The following is a 22,332-nucleotide window of genomic DNA, read 5'->3' on the forward strand; positions in this document are numbered from 1 at the left end:
CGAATTTTCGAAACCCACAGGCTTGCTGTGAAGGTAGACGTCACACCGAGGCGCGGCGCCGATATCGCGCGGCCTTGCGAAACAGCGAATCCATCGTCCGGAAAACCCTCAATACTGTTCAGGTGCTCTGAAATAACTGCGGGGCGCGGCCCCCATCATCCGCCTGAACATGGTTGTAAAGGCGGCGACGCTGTCGTAACCGAGGTCGAGGGCAACGGCCGTAACGTTCTCCCCGGCGGCGAGGCGGGGCAAGGCGGTGAATACCGCAGCTTGCTGGCGCCAGATCGACAGACTGATTCCCGTCTCCTTCCGGAAGAATCGGGTGAAAGCACGTCGGCTCATGGCAAGCTGGTCCGCCCAATCGTCGATCACCAGCCGGGCGCTCGGACTTTCCATGAAGCCGCGGCAGAGCGCCGCCAAGCGAGTATCGGAGGGAACCGGCAATCCCAACGGCCTGTCAGGAAGCCGCAAGACCTCCTCAAGCAATAGCGCCATGACGAGATCGCGCCGGTCGCTCTTGGCGTCCGGCGGCGACACGGCCTCGATGAACAGTGCCCTGGCAAAGTCGGTCACGGCTACGACACGCACGACCGACGGCGGATCGGCCAAGGCACGGGGCGCGACATATGCGGACAGCATCGTGACATCGCCGAGCATGTCGACCGTGTGGACGAGACCCGCCGGGATCCAAAGCGCATGCTGCGGCGGTACCATCCAGCGCCCCTGTATGGACGACACCATGGCGACACCGGCGCGGGCATAGACGAACTGCGCACGGCTATGGCTGTGCGGCTTCACATGGTAGCCAGCCGGGTATTCCGACGGGATGGCGTAGACCGGCTCGGAGGCGGCCTCGATGGCTGCAAGACGCTCCACATGGAGCCTGGCCAGCTCGCTCATCGCCAACCCATGTCTGGATTTTGTCATTTTGGCCCACTCGCGAAATAACAAGACCAAAACACGAAAGCGGGACAGCGGCAAGTCCGCTATCTCCAGATCGTCAAGGGACGGAGTAAAATCGTGACAAACAGCGCAATGACGGCAGAGAGGCACTCTGCGGAACAGACGGTTTTCGGCATCATCATGGCGGTGAGCTTCTGCCATCTCCTAAACGATACCATGCAGTCGCTGATCCCCGCTCTCTATCCGATGATCAAGGACGGCTACGGCCTCGATTTCACGCAGATCGGCTTCCTTGGCCTGGTGTTTCAAGTCACTGCATCGCTCCTACAGCCGCTAATCGGCATCTACACTGACAAGCGCCCATTGCCCTACTCATTGTCTGCCGGCATGGGCTTCACGCTCATCGGTTTGGTGCTGCTCGCCTATGCGCACGCCTATTGGGTTCTGCTGATCGGTGCGGGCGTCGTCGGCCTCGGCTCCGCCGTATTCCATCCGGAATCCTCACGCGTTGCCCGGCTGGCATCAGGCGGACGCCATGGCCTTGCTCAGTCGCTATTCCAGGTTGGCGGCAACTTCGGCTCGGCGATCGGTCCGCTTTTGGCGGCCTTCATCGTGCTGCCGCGTGGCCAGCATAGCGTTGCATGGTTCTCGCTTGCAGCGCTGACCGGCATGATCATCCTGTGGCGCGTCGGCGCCTGGTATGCCGACCACCGCAAGAACAATGCCGGCCGCAAGGCAGCGGTACCTGCCGTACATCTCCCGCGCGCGAAGGTGATCGCGGCGATCGGCGTCCTCGCGCTGCTGGTGTTCTCGAAATACGTCTACATGACAAGCCTTTCGAGCTACTACACCTTCTACATGATCGAGCGATTCGGCGTGTCCGTGCAGCACGCGCAGATCCTGCTGTTCGTATTCCTCGGCGCCGTCGCCATCGGCACCGTCGCGGGCGGTCCCGTCGTCGACTGGTTCGGCACCAAGTTCGTGATCTGGTTCTCGATCCTCGGCGCCCTGCCCTTCACGCTTGCCCTGCCTTATGCCGACTACAGCTGGACTGTCTTCCTGACCTTCCTGATCGGCGTCATTCTCGCCTCGGCCTTCTCGGCCATTGTCGTCTTTGCGCAGGAGTTGGTTCCAGGTCGCGTCGGCATGATCGCCGGTCTGTTCTTTGGCTTTGCCTTCGGTATCGGCGGCATCGGCGCAGCAGGCCTCGGCATGGTGGCCGACCACATGGGCATCGAGTTCGTCTATAAGATCTGCTCGTATCTGCCGCTGCTCGGTCTGCTCACCATCTTCCTGCCCGATATCGGCAAAGGCCGCCGCCACGCCACGAAAGCGGGCAAGTAAGCGAGTTCTGCAGCGCACGGATGACAGGGGCCGAGATCACGATCTCGGCCCCTTTATTTTGCGCTGGCAAGTCTCGCGCACCTAGATAGCGGTGAACCCATTATCGACAAAGAGATGCGCGCCATTGACGAACATCGATTCGTCACTGGCGAGGTAGAGCGCGGCGCGCGCCACGTCCTCAGGCTCGCCGATCCGGCCCTGCTGAGCGGCAATGGCAGCGTCCGACACATCGACGCCAAGCTTCTGCAATTCGCTGACCTCACGCAATCCGTGCGGTGTGCGGATGAAGCCGGGGCAGACGGCATTGCAGCGAATGTTCCGGTCCCTGAACTCCACCCCGATCGCGCGCGCGAACATATGCACCGCGCCCTTGGTGGTGTCGTAGAGCACTTCCATCGGCGTTGCCGCCACTGCCGAGATCGATGAAGTGCAGACGATGGAACCACCACCCGCGGCTATCATCCCAGGCAGCACGGCCCGCGTCATCAGGAACATCGAACGCACGTTGACCGCATGGAGCCACTCCCACTCATCGAGCGTGGTCTCGAGGAACGGCTTGATGACGATCGTCCCCGCGTGATTGAAGAGCACCGTGACGGCGCCGAACCTTTCTTCCACACCCTTGACTGCCGCGATGACGGCGGCCTCTTCCGACACGTCGGCGATCCAGTAATCGGCGACATGGCCTGCCGCGCTGATCTCCTCCGCCGTTTGGCGAGCCGCCGCTTCATTCCGGTCAATGATCGCCACCTTGGCGCCCTCGGCAGCAAAGAGACGCGAGGCCGCCCCGCCCATGCCTGTCGCGCCACCTGAAACAATTGCGATCTTCCCTTTCAGCCGGTCGACCATGACCAATCCCCTTTTCCGTTGTTCAGCCTCGCTCACTCCTCGTCGAGGAACGCACCCGCACGCAGTGTTGAAGAGAGTCCCGTCCGATGTCCAGACGGTACGCCGAACCGCCGGTAACCTTACCAAATAACCAACAAAGCAGCTTTTGGTTGTCTCAAGGCGCGACACCGGGCATTTGTATTTTCAGCGGCTCACCATCAGCCGCGGTCCGGAGGGGTCCGGATCGATAGAGCCCGCCCCTGAGGGGCCTGGGGCGGGCTTCCTCAAACACAACAAAGACATAAGTGTTGGTGACGTCGTGCCGACAAGGCTTGCCGCGCACTGATTTACCGTTGCCTGCGCTTGACGCAGACGCAAACGACCGGCACACGCTAAAGCTGCTCGCCCATTCGCTGCCAGCCTACTTTACAAGAAAAGCGCGGAAATCATTCACGTTCGTACCCGTCGGTCCCGACACGAAGAGATCGCCCGCGAGGTTGAAGGCCGACCATGCATCGTGGCGCGCGAGGAACGCCCGCGCATCGCCGCCGGCGCTCCTGATGCGCGCCACCGTCCCGCCGTCGCAGAAGGCACCGGCATTGTCTTCGGACCCGTCGATGCCATCGGTATCCGCAGCCATCGCCACGACACCGTCGACGCCCTGAAGATCGATTGCTGCGGAGAGGAGAAACTCGGAGTTTCGTCCGCCTTTGCCGTATGTTCCAGATCCGATGCTGACGGTGGTCTCCCCACCGGAAAGCAGCACCAGAGGCTTTGCAACCGGAGGCGTCGCCAAAAACTCACGAGCAAGCGCCGCGTGCATCCGACCGATATCCTTCGCCTCGCCTTCGATCGAATCCGAAAGAATAAGAGGTTGCACGCCAAGGGATCTTGCACGCTCGGCAGCAGCCTCCAGGGACACCCGCGCCGAGGCAATCACATGGACCTCGTTGTTGGCGAACATGCGATCGCCGGCCCCTGGCGCTCTGGCGTTTCGGATACAGTCGATCACACGCGCCGGGAGATCGATCCGGTAATCCCGGATCACGCGCAGCGCCTCCTCGGCATCGCTGCTGTCAGGCACCGTTGGCCCCGACGCAACGAAGGCCGGATTGTCTCCCGGAACATCGGAAACGACAAGGCTGACGACCTTTGCCGGGTGAGCAAGAGCGGCGAGCCGCCCGCCCTTGATGCGAGAGAAATGCTTCCGCACGACATTCATGCCGGAGATCGGAGCACCCGACGCCAGGAGCGCTTCGTTCAGGGCGCTTTCGTCGGCGAGGGTGAAGCCGGTCGGTGGGGCCGGCAGAAGGGCAGAACCGCCACCGGATATCAGGGCGATAACCAAATCGTCGGAAGTCAGCCCGTGCAGATGGTTCATGAGCGCCTCGGCGGCGATGAGACCCGCTCTATCTGGGACGGGATGAGCCGCCTGTAGAATCTTGGTCGATCGGCAGTCCGCGACCGGCCCGTGCCTGGCAACAACCAGACCGTCGAATGGGTGAGACCAGGCGCGCTCGAACGCCGCCGCCATTTGGCTTGCTGCCTTTCCCGCTCCGACAACGATTGTCCTGCCTTTCGGCGGATCTGGCAGATGGCGAACCAATGCCTCGTACGGGTCGGCGGCCTTGACCGCCTCCTGAAACAGGGTTTGCAGGAAAGCGCGTGGATCGGAAGTCAAACCCTACTCCATTTTCAAAGTTCGCAGCCCGCACACTCGGTCTAGCTGACGACTGCCCTTGCCCTCGGTCGCGTTTCGTTGCGCTCGTGAGCAAAGATCGCTGCGGGCAACAGTGGCAGCCCCCGGATAAGGTCGGAGCCTCGTTCGCCAACCATGATTGTCGGTGCGTTGGTGTTGCACGATGGAACTCGCGGCATGACCGACGAATCGCACACGCGAAGCCCCTCGAGACCATGGACCTTGAGATCGAGACCGACAACAGATTCCGGTCCCGTCCCCATCTTGCAGGTGCCAACTGGATGGTGATCCGTCTTCGCGTTCGCACAGCCATAGTCGAAGAGCTGCTCGTCGGTCATGACCCTCGGGCCCGGCAGTCGCTCGGCCAGAACGTAGGGCTTGAGCGCGGCCTGCTGCATGATCTCCCGCGCGATCTTCAATCCTTCCAGTGACATGGCCTTGTCGTGCGGGTCGGACCAATAGTTCGGATCGATCAGAGGCGCAGCACCCGGATCAGCCGAGGAAAGCCGCACGGTTCCACGCGAACGTGGATGCAGGTAGGCCGAATTCAGGGTCACACCGGCATTTTTCAGCCGCTCGACCCCAGCCTCAATGCCGGATCCCAGACCAAGGTGGAACTGGATATCAGGCGACCGCGCGTCCGGATCGGCATACCAGAAGCCACCGGTCTCGAAGAGAGAAGAGGCAACCGGACCCGTTCGGAACAGGACATACTGGACACCCGCCCAGATCGTTCTGTGAAGCTTCGCGACGCCATCGTAGGTGTGGTCACCGGTGCACTCGGAAATGACGAAGAGATCGAGGTGGTCCTGCAGGTTGCCACCGACGCCAGCGAGGTCGTGGTGTACCTTCACCCCTACCGATCGAAGATGGTCCGCTGGGCCGATCCCCGATTGGAGGAGCAACTTGGGCGACCCGATCGCACCCGACGACACAAGTACCTCGCGTTCGGCGCGGACGATTTCGGGGCCCCGCTCCGTCGCGATCTCGACACCGACGGCGCGATGCCCCTCTAGGACGATGCGCGCGACCCTGGCGCCAGTCCGGACCACCAGGTTCTTTCGCGCCTTTATCGGGGAAAGATAGGCCAATGATGCCGAGGACCGACGGCGGTCGCGCTGCGTCAGCTGATAGAAACCGACGCCCGCCTGCTGCCGGCCATTGAAGTCGTGATTGTAGGGAATCCCAAGTTCCTGCCCAGCCCGGATATAGGCGTCGCAGATCGGCAACGGAGAGGCAGGCATCGAGACACCGAGGGGACCGCCATAGGAGTGAAAGTCATCGGCAAAGCGTTGATTGTCCTCGGCGCGCTTGAAGTACGGCAGTATGGAGCGATAGCCCCATCCCTCGCATCCGTCCTCGCTTGCCCAGAGGTCGTAGTCTGCGGCGTTACCCCGGGTATAGAGCTGCGCATTGATCGATGAGCCGCCGCCGATCACCTTCGCCTGCGTATAACGCAGCACCCTGCCCTTCATGTGCTTTTGCGGAACGGTCTCCCAGCCCCAGCTCGCGACGCCCTTCGTCATTTTCGCGAAGCCCGCGGGCATGTGGAACAAGGGATTCCAATCGCCGCCGCCCGCTTCAAGCAGCAACACGTTGACGCTGGGGTCTTCGCTGAGCCGGTTGGCCAGCACGCATCCCGCGGGACCGGCGCCGGTAATAATGTAGTCGAAACGCATATTTCTATCCCGTTACAAGCGAGGAATGGACAGGCCACCATCGGCGTCGATCACGGTGCCGGTGGCAAAACCGAAGTCGCCGGACGCCAATGCCGCACAGATTTTCCCGAGGTCATCAGCCTCGCCCCATCGTTTCATCGGCACGAGGCCACTTTCGATGAGGGCGTCATATTTCGATGTCACGCCGGCAGTCATGTCGGTCCGGATAATCCCGGGGCGCACCTCGAAGACGGCAATCCCCGAATCCGCGAGCCGCAGTGCGAGCCCCTGCGAGAAAGCGGCAAGACCAGCCTTGCTGATGCAGTAGTCCAATCGTTCCGGCGAACTCGCCTCGGCTGAGACCGAGGTGATGTTGATGATCGATCTCGGATGGGGAGCCGCTCCTGTCACGAGCATTGCCTTGACGACGGCCTGCGTGAAAAACACCGTGCCCCTGAGGTTCGTCGCCATGATCGTATCGAAGTTTTCCGGAAGCAGACTTAGGAAATCACCACGGACGACCGCTGCCATGCCGGCATTGTTGACGAGGCAATCGATGCGGCCGAAGTTCGAAAGCACCGCACGCACGGTCTCGTGATGCCTAGAAACATCCGAAACATCCGCCTGTAGATAAATCGCATCCACTCCGAAACCGCGAAGCTCGTTGATGACGTCCTGGCTCTCCTCTGCTGCTCCAACGCCCGTAATCACGATGTTGTAGCCGCCTTTAGCCAGTGCGGTCGCAATCCCGAGACCGATGCCGCGGCGTCCGCCGGTGACTATGGCGACTGGCCTTTCAACACCTTCCGTCATGCTTGCAGGTCCTTCGAAGCGATATGGTCGGCAACCCGCAATGCCTGACTGGCGACCGTGAGAGCCGGGTTAACCGCGGCCGAGGTCGGCAGGAAGCTGGCATCCACCACAAAGAGGTTCCGGTGGTCGTAGGAACGGCAATAAGGATCCAGCGGCGCGCTGGCGGGGTCGTTGCCGATCCTGACGGTGCCGCACTGGTGAGACGGCGTGCGTTTATCGAACGGCTTTGAAAGAACGATCGGGAATCCGATCGACTTGAGGACCGCCTTCAGCTTCTCGACCAGTTCGAGGTGTGCATCCCAATTCGTCCGTTGCCACTGCAGGACGATACGCTCCCCATCCACCCGTACGCGGCTTTCCGGGTGAGGTATATCCTCACTCATCGCATAGAAATCGATCGCATGGCCGGTGATGTTCTGGAGCAGCCATTCCGGTGCCCAGGGCAGTGAGCCCTTCAAGACCTTTGCCGAGATTCTGCCTAGCAACTGAACGTTCCCGAGCGGCGGACCACCGTTGCCATCCGACAGATAAAAATCATTGAACCCAAACGTCTTTTGATAGACAGACGTGTTCCGATAGGTCGGCGACACGGCGATCACCACCGACGAATTGTGGTTCATAAAGTTCCGCCCGACCTGATCGGAGGAATTCGCAAGCCCGTTCGGGTAACGCGCGTCAGCCGAACGCAGCAACAAGACAGCAGATTGGACAGCGCCGGCCGATAGAATGACCAGCTTCGGAGCGACAGCCAGGTCCTCGCCGTTCTTGCGGTAGCGGACCCGCACGATATTGCCGTTTCCGTCAGCCTCGAGCCTCGTCACCCTCGCGTTTGTCTCGAGGCGGACATTCGGATATTCCAAGGCCTTTAGCAACGCAGCGGTCTCCGCGTCCATTTTCCCATCGCGGGAATTGGGGTGCGCGTCCCAAGGTGTCCTGGCCTTGGACAGCCAAGCGTCGACGTTTACCCCCAACGGCAGCGAAAACGGGTGCAGGCCTTTCGCCTTAAGCCGCGCTCTGACATCGGCAATCGGCGGCTCGTCGGGAACCGGCGGATAGTCGTAGTTGACCGAGTGTACGGGCTCCGTCGGGTCGTCTCCGAGGTTTCCCCGAACCTCGTACATCCGTTCTGCGCGGCTATACCACGGCTCCAAAGCCTCATAGGGAAACGGCCATGCAGGCGAGACCCCTTCCCTATGGCGGATTTCCTCGAAATCCTCACTGCGATAGCGCGAAAGCACTGCGCCGTAGAATTTCGAATTGCCGCCGACATTGTAGTAGTTGCCGGGATTGAACGCGGTACCGTCCGCCTCGTACCACATCTCCTTCGGGCGAAAATGCCCACGCTGAAAGATGGCCCGTTGGTCGCGGTTCTCCGGGCAATCGGCAATGAAGTCGCCAGCCTCGAGGATCAGGATTTCGGCCCCGGCTGATGCCAACCCCGCGGCAACGGTGGACCCACCCACGCCCGACCCTATGATGACGATATCAGGAGTGCTGCTCATTTCCGAAAATCCGGCTTTCGACTACGCGATACGCGTCTGGCTTTGGGGATCGAAGAAGACCGCCTTGTCGAGATTGAACGCCAGGCGAGCGCTCTGCCCCGGCTGAATTCGGGCGTCCGCGCGTAGACGCGCCACGACTTCCTTCCCGCCAAGCTTTGTCACTGCAAATGTATCCGATCCCGCCGGTTCCACGACTTCGATCAGGCAATCGCTTTCGGCTAGCGCCTTAGCGTTACGGTCCGCGCCATCCGGGTCGGTCAGCGCCTCCGGTCGGATGCCGAAGACGATCTCCCGTCCCGCATGCGCCTCAAGCGCACCATTGCCTGCTGTGACCGGGAGCCGGACCGGCTCCCCGTGCGGACGGGCCAACGATACGGTCAGCCCGGCAGCACCCTTCTCGATCGTACCCGCGAGAAGATTCATGGCCGGCGACCCCATGAAATCAGCGACGAACATGTTGGCGGGGTTGTTGTAGATTTCCGCAGGCGTTCCGAATTGCTGCACCTCGCCATCTCGCATGACTGCGATCTTGGTTGCGAGCGTCATTGCCTCGATCTGATCATGGGTCACATAGACGATCGTCGTACCGGTCGCCTGGTGCAGCCGCTTGATTTCGATACGCATGTCGACACGCAGCTTGGCGTCTAGATTTGAGAGCGGCTCGTCAAACAGGAAGAGCTTGGGATCGCGCACCAGGGCGCGGCCCATAGCAACGCGTTGCCTCTGGCCGCCCGAAAGCTGGCTCGGCTTGCGATTGAGCAGATGGCCGATCTGAAGCACCTTGGCGACCTTGTCGATCGCCTTGTTGCGCTCCTCAACTGGTACGCCGCGCATCTCCATACCGAACGATATGTTCCCGGCGACCGTCATGTTCGGATAGAGGGCGTAGCTCTGGAACACCATCGCGATATCGCGCTTCGATGGATGCAGGTCGGCGATGCTTCGACCATCGACGCGAATGTCACCCTCCGTGATCGATTCCAGGCCGGCGATGGTGTTGAGCAACGTGGACTTGCCGCAGCCGGACGGGCCGACCAACACCAGGAAGCCGCCCTTCTCCAGTTCAAGGTTGATGCCCTTCAGGATCTCCAACGAGCCAAAACGCTTCTTGAGACCAGAAATTTCGAGGAAAGCCATTGGATTATCCTTTGACAGCGCCCGCCATCAGGCCACGCACAAAGTAGCGGCCGGCGAGAATGTAGACGAGGAGTGTCGGCAGGGCTGCGATCATCGCCGCGGCCATATTGACGTTATATTCAACGACACCCGTGGAGGTGTTGACGACGTTGTTCAGCGCCACGGTCATCGGCATGGAATCGCCCGTTCCCGCATAGGCCGAGGCAAACAGGAAGTCGTTCCAGATATTGGTGAACTGGTAGATGACCGTGACCACGATGATCGGCAACGAATTGGGCAGCATGATGCGTCGGAAAATCTGGAAGAAGCTTGCACCGTCCACCTGCGCAGCCTTCACCAACTCTGTCGGGAAAGCTTCGTAGTAGTTGCGGAAGAACAGCGTCGTGAAGCCAAGGCCGTAGATGACGTGAACGGTGACCAGATTGACCGTCGAATTACCGAAGCCCAGCGACACGCCGATCTGATTGCGCAGCGTTGCCCCGAAGCGTCCGAGGCTACCGAGGATGGTCGCCATGGGCAGGAGAACCGACTGGAACGGAATAAAGCAGGCAAACAGCATCAAGCCGAAGACCAGCGTATGGCCCGGGAAGCGCCACTTGGTCAGGATATAACCATTGAGCGCACCCATGATCGTTGAGATCGCCACGGCCGGAACGACCATCTTGATCGAGTTCCAGAAGTAGCCCTTGATGCCGGCGCAGGTCAGGCCGACACAGGCCTCGCCCCAGGCCTTGAACCAGGGATCGATGGTGGGTGCTTTCGGCAGCGAAAGCATGTTGCCGTTCTGGATCTCATCCATGGTCTTGAACGAGGTAACCAGCATGACGAACAGTGGCATCAGGTAGATGATCGCGAATATGACCAGCAGGCCGTAGATGAAGATCCGGCTGAACATTCTGCGGCGGGACGCGCTGGCTGCGTCGGACATGGTCGAGGTGACAGCGCTCATCGCGATTTCTCCCGCAGCTCGGAATAGAGATAGGGAACGATGATCGCCGAGATCGTCATCAGCATGATCACGGCACTCGCCGAACCGACCGCCATCTCATTCCGCTTGAACGTGTATTCGTACATGAAGTTGGAAGGCAGCCAGGCCGAGCCGCCGGGGCCACCGGATGTCAACGCCACCACGAGGTCGTAAGACTTGATCGCCATGTGGGCGAGCACAATGAAAGCCGACAGGAAGATCGGTCGCAGTAGCGGAATAATGATGCGCCGATAGAGCTGGACCGTGGTTGCGCCGTCGATCTGCGCCGCCTTCATGATCTCGCCATCGATGCCGCGAAGGCCGGCAAGAAACATCGCCATTACGAAGCCGGACGCCTGCCAGACGCCGGCGATCACGACGGTGTAGATCACGAAATCCTTGTTCTTGATCCAGTCGAAGTGGAAGCTCGTCCAGCCGAACTGATGCAGCGTCTGCTCAAGGCCAAGGCCCGGATCGAGGAACCATTTCCAGGCAACGCCGGTAACGATGAAGGAAAGCGCCATCGGGTAAAGAAAGATCGGTCGCAGTATGCCCTCGCCGCGGATCTTCTGATCCAACAAGATCGCCAGAAACAGTCCGAGCGCCAGGCAGATGCCGACATAGAGCACGCCGAAAATGCCCATATTGGTGATCGAAGTGTACCAACTGGAGGGCGGATCGCTTTCAAACGTCCAGCGCCAAAGCCGTTGATAGGCGCGCGGCCCCGTCAGGGCGTAGGACGGAAAGGTCTTGGAATTGGTGAAGGACAGATAGACCGTCCAGATGATGAAGCCGTAGACGAAAACAAGCGTGATGGCGAAACTCGGCGCGAGCACGATCTTCGGCAGCGCGTCCTGCAGCCGCGCGCGGATTGAAATTGGCGTTCCCCGGTGCGGCGCGAGAACGGTTTTATCTGTAGCGATGGTGCTCATGGGGTCATCTCCTCCAACGAGATCGTCCGTTGCGGAATCTTCCCCGCCACGAAGGGCGGGGAAGACCGTGGGAGGCCTTGATTACTTGGCGTCCTCGATAGCCTTGACGAGTTCTTCGACGGCCTGATCGGAGGTCTTGATCTGGCCATGTACGAACTTGGAGATGACGTCCTTGTAGGCATTCGCGACTGCCGGAGGAGCGCCATAGCCCTGCGCCAGCGAACCGAACAGCGTGCCGCCTTCGTTCGCCTTCTTCAGGTCGGCGATACCCTTCTTGCCGCAAGCGTCGAAGTCGGTATCCGGAACGTCAGTACGAGCAGGAACCGAGCCCTTGACGACGTTGAACGCAGACTGGAAGCTCTTAGACAGCGTTGCCTTGGCAAGCGCGACCTGCGCCGCCTTGCGATCATCAGGCACGTTGAACATGCCGAACATGTCGGAGTTATAGATCACGCTGCCGTCAGTGCCGGGGAAGCGGTAGCACAGGAAGTCCGTGTTCGGCGTCTTCTTGGCCGCAACGAATTCGCCCTTTGCCCAGTCGCCCATCACCTGAACGAGCGCATCGCCCTTGATGACCATGGCCGTTGCAAGGTTCCAGTCGCGTCCGGAGAAGTTCGGGTCGACGTAGGTGACGATCTTCTGGAGATTGTCGAACGACTTCTTCATCGTGTCCGATTTCAGCGACTCCTCGTCGAGATCGTTCATGGCCTTCTTGTAGAACTCGGGACCGCCCGTCGACAGCACGATCGAGTCAAACATGGTCGCTTCCTGCCAGTTTTGTCCACCGAGCGCCAACGGAACGACGCCGGCAGCCTTGGCCTTGTCGAGCAGCGCGATCAGGTCGTCGAAGGTCTTTGGCTCGGTGCCGCCGATCTTGTCCATGACAGCCTTGTTGATCCACAGCCAGTTGACCGAGTGAACGTTGACCGGGGCTGCAACCCACTTGCCGTCATAAACGGAGAACTTCTGCAGAGCCGCCGGAACCGCCTTGTCCCAGCCCTCGGCCTTCGCGGTCTCGGTGAGATCCCCCATGACGCCCGCCTGAGCATAATCGAGAACGGTGTAGCCGAGCATCTGCGAGGCCGTCGGATAGGTGCCCGCAGCGACCATGGCCTTGAGCGCGGTCATCGCCGCATCACCGCCACCGCCGGCGACCGGCACGTCCTTCCAGGCAAATCCTTCCTTCGCCAGATCCTGCTTGAGGACATTGAGGGCCGCAGCTTCGCCGCCCGACGTCCACCAATGCAGCATCTGCACTTCTTTCACGTCGGCGGCCTTGGCGGCGCCGAGGCCAGCCACCGTCATTGTCACCAAAGCAGTCGTCATCAAAAACTTGCGCATCGTTTTCCTCCCGGTTTGCAAGTTCACAAATGCGGAAAATCCGCGTTCAAAAGCCCGTGCACACTCCCCGCACAAAGGCTCTGGGTACCACGGCGCGAACGCCGCGTGGATTAATTTAAAACGTTATAAACTTAACCAAGTCAAGTGACCCGCTTTCCCTTTCCACGTTAGGAGCAACATCGATTTTGACCTGTTTTTGTTGATTTTTTAGACAAAGCTACAGAATAAATCGAACTGAGTCCAAAATTTAAAACGTTTCCAGTCCAGCATTGCATCGGCTTCGCTGTCGCGTTAGTGTCCCGCCATCCGTCCCCTTTGGAGGAAAGCCGAGCGTGTCTCGCATCGCAGTGCCGCCCACGACCAGATCGACCCGCAGGAGCGGCAAACCAACGCTGCGCACCATCGCGGACATGGCAGGCCTCGCCGTAACCACGGTGTCGCGAGCGCTGTCGGACGACCCGGTGATCAATCATGAAACCCGTAAGCGTGTCCGCGAGATCGCGATTGAGGTCGGCTATTCCCCCGATCGTGCCGCCCAGCGCCTGAAGACCGGCCGCACAAATGTCATCGCCATCCTGCTTGAGCCGCACGAGGAAATTCTCGGCTATGGTACCTCGATCATGTCCGGCATCGCCAAGGCGCTGCAAGGCACCGCCTACCATCTGATCGTCATGCCCAACCTGCCCCACACGACAAACATCGAGGCGGTCAACTACATCATGCGCAACCACATGGCCGACGGTTTGGTAATGTCGCGCACCGAGCCTTTCGACCCGCGCGTGCGATTGCTGATGGAGCACGATTTTCCGTTCGTCACGCATGGCCGCACCGAACTCTCCACCCCGCATCCTTATGTCGACTACGACAATTTCACCTTCGCCTACGAGGCAACCAAGCGGCTGATCGCCAAGGGACGCCGCAAGCCGGCCCTGATCAGCGGCCCGATGCAGTTCAGCTTCGGCAGCCATATCCTGCACGGCTTCATGACAGCCGTACGCGAAGCCGGCTGCGCCTATGAGGTCATCTCCGAAATAGACCTCGATCATCCGGCCGGCGCGATCCGCGACCGCATCGCCCGACGCCATGGCGAACCCGATCCGCCGGACGCCTTCACGTGCGGCGGCGAAGTCTGCGCGCTCGCCACTATAACAGGCATGAGCGACTGGGGACTTACACTCGGTGTCGAGTACGACATCGTCGCCAAGCAGACCTCGCAGCTCCTCTCCGCCATTCAGCCCAAGGTCGAGACCATCTACGAAGACCTGACAGCCACCGGAGAGCAGATAGGCCGCATCCTCAAGAAACGGATCAGCGGCGAGACGGATATGGACCAGTTGCAGGTGCTGCTGACGCCACAGCCTCCCCTTTCCGTTGGCTGCAATTGACAGCTGCATTGAGAAACCGCGAGTGCCGGAAATGACGTCCAAGCGTGGCGGCGTATCTTTGTGCATCGCAAAGTCCCGGGACACAGCCGCGAGGAAGTGAGGAGCGCGCGACTTCCAACGCGCGAACGTCGCGCAACCTGCGAATGCCCACCCAGCCATATTACCCCTCCTTTCTCTCACTTGAGTTCCTTCGGCAACCTTACCGCGGCATCCACCAGCCGGTGCGGCCGCCGATATGCATGTTGAGCGTCTTGGTCTCGGTGTAATCCTCCACTGCGTGACGACCGAGTTCACGCCCGAGGCCGGATTGCTTGTAACCACCGAACGGCAGCTCGGAGGCCCCGTCCATGAAGGTGTTCATCCAAATCGTTCCCGCTCTCACCTTGCGCCCGACGGTCAGACAGGTATCGAAATCGCGGCTCCAGACGCCTGCCGAAAGGCCGTAGTCGATCGCGTTTGCGATCTCGATCGCCTCCGCTGTAGTTTCGAACGTGAGCACGGAGAGGACAGGGCCGAAGACCTCTTCACGGGCAACCGCCATGCCGGGCGTCACGGCCTCTAGAATGGTCGGCGCCATATATTGTCCCATGCCGAGGTCGAGCTTCTCGCCGCCATGTGCGACTTGCGCCCCGCTGCTGGTCGCGCCGGCCACGTAGCCTGCGATCTTCTCCAAATGCTGCGGCGTGATGATAGCACCAACTTGCGTGGTTGGATCGAGCGGGTCGCCGACCTTGACGTCCTTCGAGAGTTCAGCGACGCGCTTGACCACATCGGAAGCGATGCTCTTGTGCAGGATCAGGCGGGAACCCGCATTGCAGCACTCACCAGCATTGAAATAGGCACCGAAGACTGCGGCGTCGCTGAATGCATCGAGATCCGCATCCGGGAACACGATTTGCGGGTTCTTGCCGCCGAGTTCCAGCGAGACCTTCTTCAACGTCTGCGCGGCGTTCGTCATGGTTAGCTTGCCGACACCGGTGGAGCCGGTGAACGAAACCATATCGACCTCCGGATGGGAGGCGAGCACTGCTCCGACCTCGGGTCCCGTACCGGTGACAATGTTGACGACACCGTCCGGAACGCCAGCTTCTTGCAGGATTTCGCCAAGCACGAGCGTCGATCCCGAAGTGAGCTCCGACGGCTTGACGACCGTGGTGCATCCGGCAGCAAGGGCAAAGGGAAGCTTTTGGCCGACGATCAGGAACGGAAAGTTCCATGGGGTAATGATCGAGACCACGCCGATCGCTTCGCGCAGCACGACGCCGAGCGTACCGTCTCCAAGCGTGTTGTAGCTTTCGCCGTGCAGATCCCGGGCAAGGGCCGCTGCATATCGCCAAATATCAACCGAGCCGGCTATTTCGCCACGCACCTGCGAGATCGGCTTGCCCGCCTCGATCGCATCCAGAAAGGCCAGTTCTTCCGCACGAGCCGCGATCAGATCGGCAGCCTTGAGCAAGATGGCCGAGCGTTCGGAAGCGGTCATCCGCGGCCACGGACCGTGATCGAAAGCCTTGCGGGCAGCAAGGATCGCCCGTTCGGCATCCGCCTTGCTGCCGGTCGGAAAGCGGCTCACAACGATGCCATGGCTCGGAGCAACGCGCTCGATCGGCTGGGCAGACCCAGCTTCCCACTTGCCGTCGACCAGCATCTTGAAGTCGCGGGCCTTGTGGTCGCTAAGCGCTCTCGGATTGACCAGAACCGTCATTACCATTCTCCCTTGAATTGAGCCGGGCGCTTCTCGCTGAAAGACGCGACGCCCTCTTTGAGATCGGCGGTTTTCGCGACTAGGATCGACCCCAGTGCCTCGACGGCAGTGCCGTTGTCCTCGCCATTTGCCGACGCGATCATCAGCTTCACGATCTCCAGCGCCGCAGGTCCTCTCGACGCGACCCGTCGCGCATATTCCTTGGCGGTATCAACCGCGTTTCCGCTTGATGTGACCGCGTCAACGATCCCGAGCACACGGGCTTCCTCGGCGGTGAATAGCTCACCACCCAGCGCCATGCGGCGAACCACCTGCGCCCCGAAGCGCTTCACAAGGCGTTGCGTGCCGGACCAGCCGGGAACCATGCCCAGTCCCGTTTCCGGAAGTCCGATCTTGATGTGCTCTTCGGCAATGCGAATATCCGCGACACCGGCAAGCTCCAGCCCGCCACCGAGAGCGTGGCCATTCAGGGCCGCAATCAGCGGCACCCTCAGTGTCGCAAGCCTTTCGAAAACGCGGTGTCCGTGGCGCACCCAGGCATGGCCGAACTCCTGCGGCCGCATTCCGCCCCACGCCTTGATATCGCCACCAGCCGAGAAACCCTTGCCCTCGCCCGTCAGGATCGCCGCGCGCACCTCGGCGTTCGCCTCGACTTCATCGGCCGCATCCGCCAATGCCTTCAGCATGTCCAGGTCAAGCGCATTCAGCTTCTCGGGCCGCGACACCGTCATGATCGCGACGTGATCCTCGACCTGGATTTTGACCGTGCCGCTAGCCATTGAAGACACCCTCCAGGACGCGGGTGCACTTCTTCGGCAGGGACAGACCGATGTTTGCTTCGCCGAAGAGCGTCGCATCCATGACCTTGAGGTCCTTTGCCACGATGAGCGGAAACTCGGATTGATCGAGGATGTGGGCCTTAAGGTCGATACCGGGTGCAATTTCCGTCAGAACAACCCCTTCCGGTGTCAGCTTCATCACGCACCGCTCGGTGATATAGGTGATGTCTTGCCCCTGCTCGATCGCCCGCTTGCCGGAGAAGGTGACATGCTCGACCTCGTTGACGAGCTTCTTCAGCTTGCCTTCCTTCTCGATGACAAGCTTGCCGTCGACGATGCCGAGCTTCGCGCCGGCATTGAACATGCCGGAGAACACGATCTTCTTCGCGCGCGCGGTGATATCGACAAAGCCGCCTGCCCCGGCAGTAACGTGAGGTCGGAAGGAAAGCTTCGAAACGTTGACCGAGCCATCCTTGCCGATCTCGAGGAACGAGAGGAGCGAAGCATCGAAGCCGGCGCCCTGGAAATAGGTGAACTGGTATGGCGACGGCATATAGGCATCCGCATTGGAAGCGCAGCCGAATGCGAAATCGAGCAATGGAACGCCACCGACAGCGCCCTGTTCGATCACCCAGGTGACCGAGCCGTGCAGCCCCTCCTCAAGCAGGATGCGCGGCACGTTGGCGGAAATACCGAATCCGAGGTTGACGCAGCTACCGGCCTCAAGCTCCTGGGCCACGCGGCGGGCGATGACCTTCTGGATATTGAATTCCGGAACACGGAACGTGTCGAGCGGCCGGAAAATCTCACCCGAAATGGCGGGATCATAGAGCGTCTGCGTTGTCTGCTTCTGGTCCGGATCGACGATGACATAGTCGACCAACATGCCAGGTACACGCACGTCGTGCGGCTTCAGCGAACCTTCCTTGGTGATCCGCTTAACCTGGGCAATGACGATGCCGCCATTGTTGCGGGCAGCAAGAGCCTGATCCAGACCGCCGAGATAGGCGCCTTCATGCTCATAGGTAAGGTTGCCGCGCTCGTCGGCCGTTGTTGCACGGATGATAGCGACCTGCGGCACGATCGACGGGAAGAACAGCCAGTCCTCTCCTTCGAACAGGACGCGCTTGACCACGGGTTCCTCGGCACCAAGGTCGTTCATCGCACACCCCTGCCGTCTCGGATCGACGAACGTGTCGATACCGACCTTCGTCAAAACGCCGGGGCGCTTGGCAGCGGCCTCCCGGTGAATATCGAACATGATGCCCGAGGGAATGTTGTAGGCAGGAATCTCGTTGTTCGTGATCATCTGCCAGATCAGCGGTGGCTCCGCGCTCGATGGCCCCGATGGATAGGAACCACCGAGGATCTTCTTCAGCAGTCCCTTCTTGGCGATATAGTCAACACCCTTGATACCGCTCATGTCACCGGCTGCGATCGGATGCAGCGTCGTGAGATCCCGGGGATGGCCAGTGCTGTCGAAACGCTCACCAATCGCCTTCAGCATCAGGTCAGGGCAACCGAGGCCGCTTGATGACGACACGGATACGACGGCTCCGTCGGGGATCAGTGCGGCAGCTTCAGCCGGAGTGATGTGCTTGCTCATCGGGATTACTCAAAGTCCTGTTTCGATTTTCACGGCAGAACCACGTTTGGCCGCCTCGACAACAGCAAGGCCGGTCGCGAGCGACCAGATTCCATCCTCCGCCGTTGCCGAAGGACGGCCTTTGCCGCCTACCGCAGCGTGGAACGCCTTCAGCGCAGTTTCGTAGAGATTGCTCGCATTGGTCGGCAGCTGCTGCTCGCCATCGACGTTCTTCAACGTCACCGTTCCAACCGGGCGCTGGGTCATGACATTGCGGCCGACCAGCGAGCCTTTGGTGCCATGCACCTCAAAGCCGGTTTCGGCATATTTGGTGGTGAAGGCATCATGAAACTGCGCGAGGATACCGTCCTCGAAACGCATCACGCCCATGACGCCATCTTCGACGCCGGGCTTACCCATCCCCGCCGCCTGCGAGAATGCAACGACCTCGACCGGATCACGCCCGAGCACGAACCGCAGCGTGTCGGTGTCGTGAACAGTGATGTCAAGAATGACGCCGGCACCGGCTTCCGGCTTGTCCAGTCGCCAGCCTTGCAAGTGGACCGGCAGATAGACGGCATGAAAGACGCGCGCGGCAAGCGGCTTGCCGATTTTGCCCGCAGCGATGGCGTCTCTCATGGCAATGTGGGTGGAGGCGTTGCGGAGATGGTGGTTCGTGGCGAGCACAACACCAGCGTCCTTTGCCGCCTTCGCCATGGCGTGCGCATCCCGCAGCGACATCGCCAACGGCTTTTCGCAAAGAACATGCTTGCCGGCACTCGCCGCAGCGATCGCCTGATCGCGGTGAAGTTCGTTGGTTGTCGAGATGTAAACCGCCTCGACATCAGGATCATTCACGAGGGCATCGACGTCAGTGACGAGCCTTGGTATCCCGTTCTCCGTCGCATAGGACCGGCCGCGCTCGGCGCTGGAGCTCATGACTGAGACGATATCGCCATCGGTTGCGCGGATAGCCCCGATCACCCATTCGCGCGCAATGGTGCTCGCGCCAATCAGCCCCCAACGAACCGTCATGCCATCTTCCTTCCTGCATTCTTCTGCGCGGCTCCACAGCTCTCGCGAACGACAAGCCGAACAGCGGTCGTCACGCTTTCGGGCTCCGCCTTCCCTGCATTGATCTGTTTGAGCAGAAGCTGGGCTGCCCGCCGGCCCATGCTTTGCGGATCAACGGAAATGGTCGTGAGCGCCGGGACTGCCGTCTGCGCCTCGATCACGTCGTCGAAACCGACGACAGCAAAATCACGACCCGGCTCCAGACGACGCGCGCGCAGGCCGTCACACACACCGAAGGCGACCGCATCATTGAAGCAGACCGCTGCTGTTGGCCGATCGCCAATCGCTATCGCTCGCCCGATCGCATCGACGCCGCCCGCCCTCGACGGCGCTGACGAGACAACGAGTTCCCCATGAAAGCCGAGGCCGGCCGCGCTCATGCCGTCGGCATAGCCCGCAAGACGCTCCTCGAAGACCGCCGTATCAGGAAATCCACCGAGAAACGCAATTCGGGTGTGACCCAAAGATGCCAGGTGCTCGACCGCCGCGGACGTCCCGCCCTGATTGTCGGAAACAATCGATGAGACTTTCGCACCAGGCAGGCTGCGAACAACGACGACGACCGGAATACCTGCGGCAACGAGCGGCTTGAAATCCGCCGCCTCGGTCGCGCGTGCAGGAGAGACGATGAGACCCGAGATTCCGTGTTCTCTCATGGAGGCAACAACTTCCCGCTGCCGGTCGATGCTCTCGCTCGTATTCGAGAGGAACTGCACGAACCCAGCTGACTGCACAACCATGTCGACGCCAACCGCAAGCTCGGCAAAGAAGCTGTTGGTCAGGTCATTGACGACAACACCGATGATCTTCGATTTCGCGCTCGCTTGGCGAAGGTTCGCAGCCCCACGGTTATAGACATAACCAAGCTCGCGCATCGCGGCATTGACCTTGACCCGCGTCCCCTCGTTCACGAGCGGCGACCCTTGCAACACCAGCGACACCGTCGACTTCGAGACGCCGGCAGCCTTGGCGATGTCAATGACGGTCACCCGCCCCTTGGTCATGAATTTCCTCCCGGCGTTCGCGCCAACTTGAATGCCACATAATTGGAACGTTCCAATATGTCAAGAGCAATTTCCGATGAGCGCAACGCTCAAACTCAATGGAGAACACCATCTATCTAACTGTATACACTGCATTTATCCTATAAAAATCAATCAAAATATCCTCGCCCTTGGTGAAAAAGGATGGATCAAAAGAATCTAATTGAAATTTGGAACGATCCAAATTATTGCGTTGTCTCCTGTCGAGGAGGATCGCAATGAGTTTGTTTTTAAATCTGCCGAACACTGACGACTGCCCCAGCGAGTACCGTCTTGTCGGGACGCCGATCGAGCGCCCGTCCACACCGCCGAAGTTCAACCGGATTGCCTACGCGGCCGCCCATGTCGTATCCGATCCTCGAAGGGAGCTCGACCCCTGGGGCCGTCCCGCGATCGACTGGGACACAACGATCGCCTTCCGCCGACACCTGTGGAGCCTCGGCTTCAAGATCGCCGAAGCAATGGATACCTCTCAGCGCGGCATGGGCCTTGATTGGGCTGGCGCGCAGGAATTGATCCGGCGTTCATTGGAGGAAGCTCGCACCATTCAGGGGGCGGATCTTGCATGTGGTGCCGGCACTGATCATCTGGCAGCATCCGATGCGCGATCGATCGACGACGCCATCAAGGCATACGAGACACAGATCGAGTTCGTGGAAAAGAACGGCGGCCGGGCCATCATGATGGCCAGCCGCGCCCTTGCCCGAGTGGCCTCCTCAGCGGACGACTACGTCAAGGTCTATGGCAGAATTCTCTCCCAGGCCAAGGACAAGGTCGTCTTACACTGGCTCGGAGACATGTTTGATCCGAACTTAGCCGGCTACTGGGGGAGCGCGCAGTTTGAACCGGCGCTCGAGTGCGTTCTCAGAATCATCAATGAGAACAGGGAGAAGGTCGAGGGGATCAAGATTTCGCTGCTCGACAACGCCAAGGAAGTGCAGTTGCGCAATCGGCTTCCGGAAGGCGTTCTGTGCTTCACCGGAGACGACTTCAACTATGCGGAGTTGATCGAAGGCGATGGCCGCCGCTATAGCCACGCCCTCCTCGGCATTTTCGATGCCGTTGCCCCTTCAGCGTCGAAAGCGTTGGCGTCGCTTGCCGCGGGTGATGCCGCCACCTTCCGATCCGTGATAGAGCCCACCGTTCCGCTCTCCCGCAAGATCTTCGAGGCGCCGACGCAGTACTACAAGGCCGGCGTCGTGTTCCTGGCCTGGCTGAACGGTCACCAGAGCCATTTCAGCCTTCCTGCTGGCCTGCAATCGGCGCGTGGCGTCAATCACTATGCCGACATTTTCCGCCTTGCCGACAAGGCAAACGTCCTCGACAAACCAGAGCTTGCCGTCGCACGCATGCGGCATTTCATGGGCGTATTCGGCATCGAGTGAACTACCGAAGAAGTGGCTTGCGCGGGGGCGTGGACAAGGGGAGCCGGGGACAGTTTCTGCGCTTAAGGCGCAGGTCGGGTCGGGATTGTACTTTTCCCAGCCACGAACTTTCCGCATGCCCTGGCTCATCTGGGCTCTTGTTCGGCTATCCTACTAATAGCTGCAGGGGCGGTCGTTGTTGAATCCGAGTGCACAAGCTGAGTTTAGCGAGGAGTTTTGGTTCCGCTGGCTGGTTGTCGAAGTGCAAGCAGA

Annotated in this window: 18 protein-coding genes; 3 read left to right on the plus strand and 15 right to left on the minus strand. The window is 60.4% G+C overall.

All coding sequences use genetic code 11. The features are described 5' to 3' along the window. Window positions 1–108 precede the first annotated feature (108 nt). On the minus strand, window positions 109–927 hold the full coding sequence (locus NBG89_RS09010; RefSeq protein WP_431322524.1) for an AraC family transcriptional regulator: 819 nt from the start codon (window positions 925–927) through the stop codon (window positions 109–111). Window positions 928–1,035: 108 nt separating this feature from the next. Between NBG89_RS09010 and NBG89_RS09015 the strand changes: the two genes are divergently transcribed. Beyond that, complete coding sequence (locus NBG89_RS09015; RefSeq protein WP_431322646.1) at window positions 1,036–2,247, plus strand: MFS transporter; 1,212 nt, start codon at window positions 1,036–1,038, stop codon at window positions 2,245–2,247. An 81-nt stretch (window positions 2,248–2,328) separates the two neighbouring features. Here the strand turns inward: NBG89_RS09015 and NBG89_RS09020 are convergent, their stop codons facing one another. From NBG89_RS09020 to NBG89_RS09060, 9 genes are all read right to left on the minus strand, one after another. Further along, window positions 2,329–3,096 carry an SDR family NAD(P)-dependent oxidoreductase gene (locus NBG89_RS09020; protein WP_431322525.1) on the minus strand — a complete coding sequence of 256 codons (768 nt, stop codon included), beginning with the start codon at window positions 3,094–3,096 and terminating at the stop codon, window positions 2,329–2,331. Between the two features lie 400 nt (window positions 3,097–3,496). Then, entirely contained in the window at window positions 3,497–4,756 is a 1,260-nt protein-coding gene (locus NBG89_RS09025; protein WP_431322526.1) for a glycerate kinase type-2 family protein, read from the minus strand. Between the two features lie 41 nt (window positions 4,757–4,797). After that, window positions 4,798–6,453 carry a GMC family oxidoreductase gene (locus NBG89_RS09030; protein ID WP_431322527.1) on the minus strand — a complete coding sequence of 552 codons (1,656 nt, stop codon included), beginning with the start codon at window positions 6,451–6,453 and terminating at the stop codon, window positions 4,798–4,800. Window positions 6,454–6,465: 12 nt separating this feature from the next. Then, window positions 6,466–7,245 (minus strand): 3-ketoacyl-ACP reductase, encoded by a 780-nt coding sequence (locus tag NBG89_RS09035; protein WP_431322528.1) that lies wholly within the window; start codon window positions 7,243–7,245, stop codon window positions 6,466–6,468. Then, window positions 7,242–8,747: an FAD-dependent oxidoreductase gene (locus NBG89_RS09040; protein ID WP_431322529.1), complete on the minus strand. Its 1,506-nt coding sequence runs from the start codon at window positions 8,745–8,747 to the stop codon at window positions 7,242–7,244. The genes NBG89_RS09035 and NBG89_RS09040 overlap by 4 nt, the downstream gene beginning before the upstream one ends. Before the next feature lie 21 nt (window positions 8,748–8,768). Beyond that, entirely contained in the window at window positions 8,769–9,884 is a 1,116-nt protein-coding gene (locus NBG89_RS09045) for an ABC transporter ATP-binding protein (RefSeq protein ID WP_306919061.1), read from the minus strand. Between the two features lie 4 nt (window positions 9,885–9,888). Further along, a complete protein-coding gene (locus NBG89_RS09050; RefSeq protein WP_088694435.1) occupies window positions 9,889–10,833 on the minus strand; it encodes a carbohydrate ABC transporter permease in 945 nt (314 codons plus the stop codon). Continuing rightward, the gene (locus NBG89_RS09055) at window positions 10,830–11,783 is read right to left on the minus strand and encodes a carbohydrate ABC transporter permease (protein WP_431322530.1); all 954 of its coding nucleotides are present in this window, start codon (window positions 11,781–11,783) and stop codon (window positions 10,830–10,832) included. The genes NBG89_RS09050 and NBG89_RS09055 overlap by 4 nt, the downstream gene beginning before the upstream one ends. An 81-nt stretch (window positions 11,784–11,864) precedes the next feature. After that, window positions 11,865–13,124, minus strand: a complete 1,260-nt coding sequence (locus NBG89_RS09060; RefSeq protein WP_088694437.1) for an ABC transporter substrate-binding protein — start codon at window positions 13,122–13,124, stop codon at window positions 11,865–11,867. A gap of 332 nt (window positions 13,125–13,456) precedes the next feature. Here NBG89_RS09060 and NBG89_RS09065 point away from each other — a divergent pair, with 332 nt between their 5' ends. After that, entirely contained in the window at window positions 13,457–14,509 is a 1,053-nt protein-coding gene (locus NBG89_RS09065) for a LacI family transcriptional regulator (protein WP_431322531.1), read from the plus strand. 199 nt (window positions 14,510–14,708) lie between these two features. On the opposite strand, the gene NBG89_RS09070 is transcribed toward NBG89_RS09065, so the two are convergent. The 5 genes from NBG89_RS09070 to NBG89_RS09090 are packed head-to-tail and all read right to left on the minus strand — an operon-like array spanning window position 14,709 to window position 20,656. Beyond that, complete coding sequence (locus tag NBG89_RS09070; protein ID WP_431322532.1) at window positions 14,709–16,220, minus strand: aldehyde dehydrogenase family protein; 1,512 nt, start codon at window positions 16,218–16,220, stop codon at window positions 14,709–14,711. Then, window positions 16,214–16,993, minus strand: coding sequence for an enoyl-CoA hydratase/isomerase family protein (locus NBG89_RS09075; RefSeq protein ID WP_431322533.1), 780 nt, complete (start codon window positions 16,991–16,993; stop codon window positions 16,214–16,216). Before NBG89_RS09075 ends, NBG89_RS09070 begins: the two co-directional genes overlap by 7 nt. Next, window positions 16,986–18,599 (minus strand): acyl CoA:acetate/3-ketoacid CoA transferase, encoded by a 1,614-nt coding sequence (locus tag NBG89_RS09080; protein WP_431322534.1) that lies wholly within the window; start codon window positions 18,597–18,599, stop codon window positions 16,986–16,988. Before NBG89_RS09080 ends, NBG89_RS09075 begins: the two co-directional genes overlap by 8 nt. A gap of 9 nt (window positions 18,600–18,608) precedes the next feature. After that, complete coding sequence (locus NBG89_RS09085) at window positions 18,609–19,613, minus strand: Gfo/Idh/MocA family protein (protein ID WP_431322535.1); 1,005 nt, start codon at window positions 19,611–19,613, stop codon at window positions 18,609–18,611. Continuing rightward, entirely contained in the window at window positions 19,610–20,656 is a 1,047-nt protein-coding gene (locus tag NBG89_RS09090; RefSeq protein ID WP_431322536.1) for a LacI family DNA-binding transcriptional regulator, read from the minus strand. The genes NBG89_RS09085 and NBG89_RS09090 overlap by 4 nt, the downstream gene beginning before the upstream one ends. Before the next feature lie 257 nt (window positions 20,657–20,913). Between NBG89_RS09090 and NBG89_RS09095 the strand changes: the two genes are divergently transcribed. After that, complete coding sequence (locus NBG89_RS09095; RefSeq protein ID WP_431322537.1) at window positions 20,914–22,080, plus strand: dihydrodipicolinate synthase family protein; 1,167 nt, start codon at window positions 20,914–20,916, stop codon at window positions 22,078–22,080. The last annotated feature ends 252 nt before the right edge of the window (window positions 22,081–22,332 follow it).

Source organism: Rhizobium sp. YTU87027, assembly GCF_050644135.1.
Lineage (GTDB): Bacteria > Pseudomonadota > Alphaproteobacteria > Rhizobiales > Rhizobiaceae > Rhizobium.

Coding starts and splice junctions, on each gene's coding strand:
- NBG89_RS09010 (WP_431322524.1), bottom strand. CDS start 927: ATGACAAAATCCAGACATGGGTTGGCGATGAGCGAGCTGGCCAGGCTC.
- NBG89_RS09015 (WP_431322646.1), top strand. CDS start 1,036: ATGACGGCAGAGAGGCACTCTGCGGAACAGACGGTTTTCGGCATCATC.
- NBG89_RS09020 (WP_431322525.1), bottom strand. CDS start 3,096: ATGGTCGACCGGCTGAAAGGGAAGATCGCAATTGTTTCAGGTGGCGCG.
- NBG89_RS09030 (WP_431322527.1), bottom strand. CDS start 6,453: ATGCGTTTCGACTACATTATTACCGGCGCCGGTCCCGCGGGATGCGTG.
- NBG89_RS09035 (WP_431322528.1), bottom strand. CDS start 7,245: ATGACGGAAGGTGTTGAAAGGCCAGTCGCCATAGTCACCGGCGGACGC.
- NBG89_RS09040 (WP_431322529.1), bottom strand. CDS start 8,747: ATGAGCAGCACTCCTGATATCGTCATCATAGGGTCGGGCGTGGGTGGG.
- NBG89_RS09045 (WP_306919061.1), bottom strand. CDS start 9,884: ATGGCTTTCCTCGAAATTTCTGGTCTCAAGAAGCGTTTTGGCTCGTTG.
- NBG89_RS09050 (WP_088694435.1), bottom strand. CDS start 10,833: ATGAGCGCTGTCACCTCGACCATGTCCGACGCAGCCAGCGCGTCCCGC.
- NBG89_RS09055 (WP_431322530.1), bottom strand. CDS start 11,783: ATGAGCACCATCGCTACAGATAAAACCGTTCTCGCGCCGCACCGGGGA.
- NBG89_RS09060 (WP_088694437.1), bottom strand. CDS start 13,124: ATGCGCAAGTTTTTGATGACGACTGCTTTGGTGACAATGACGGTGGCT.
- NBG89_RS09070 (WP_431322532.1), bottom strand. CDS start 16,220: ATGGTAATGACGGTTCTGGTCAATCCGAGAGCGCTTAGCGACCACAAG.
- NBG89_RS09075 (WP_431322533.1), bottom strand. CDS start 16,993: ATGGCTAGCGGCACGGTCAAAATCCAGGTCGAGGATCACGTCGCGATC.
- NBG89_RS09080 (WP_431322534.1), bottom strand. CDS start 18,599: ATGAGCAAGCACATCACTCCGGCTGAAGCTGCCGCACTGATCCCCGAC.
- NBG89_RS09085 (WP_431322535.1), bottom strand. CDS start 19,613: ATGACGGTTCGTTGGGGGCTGATTGGCGCGAGCACCATTGCGCGCGAA.
- NBG89_RS09090 (WP_431322536.1), bottom strand. CDS start 20,656: ATGACCAAGGGGCGGGTGACCGTCATTGACATCGCCAAGGCTGCCGGC.
- NBG89_RS09095 (WP_431322537.1), top strand. CDS start 20,914: ATGAGTTTGTTTTTAAATCTGCCGAACACTGACGACTGCCCCAGCGAG.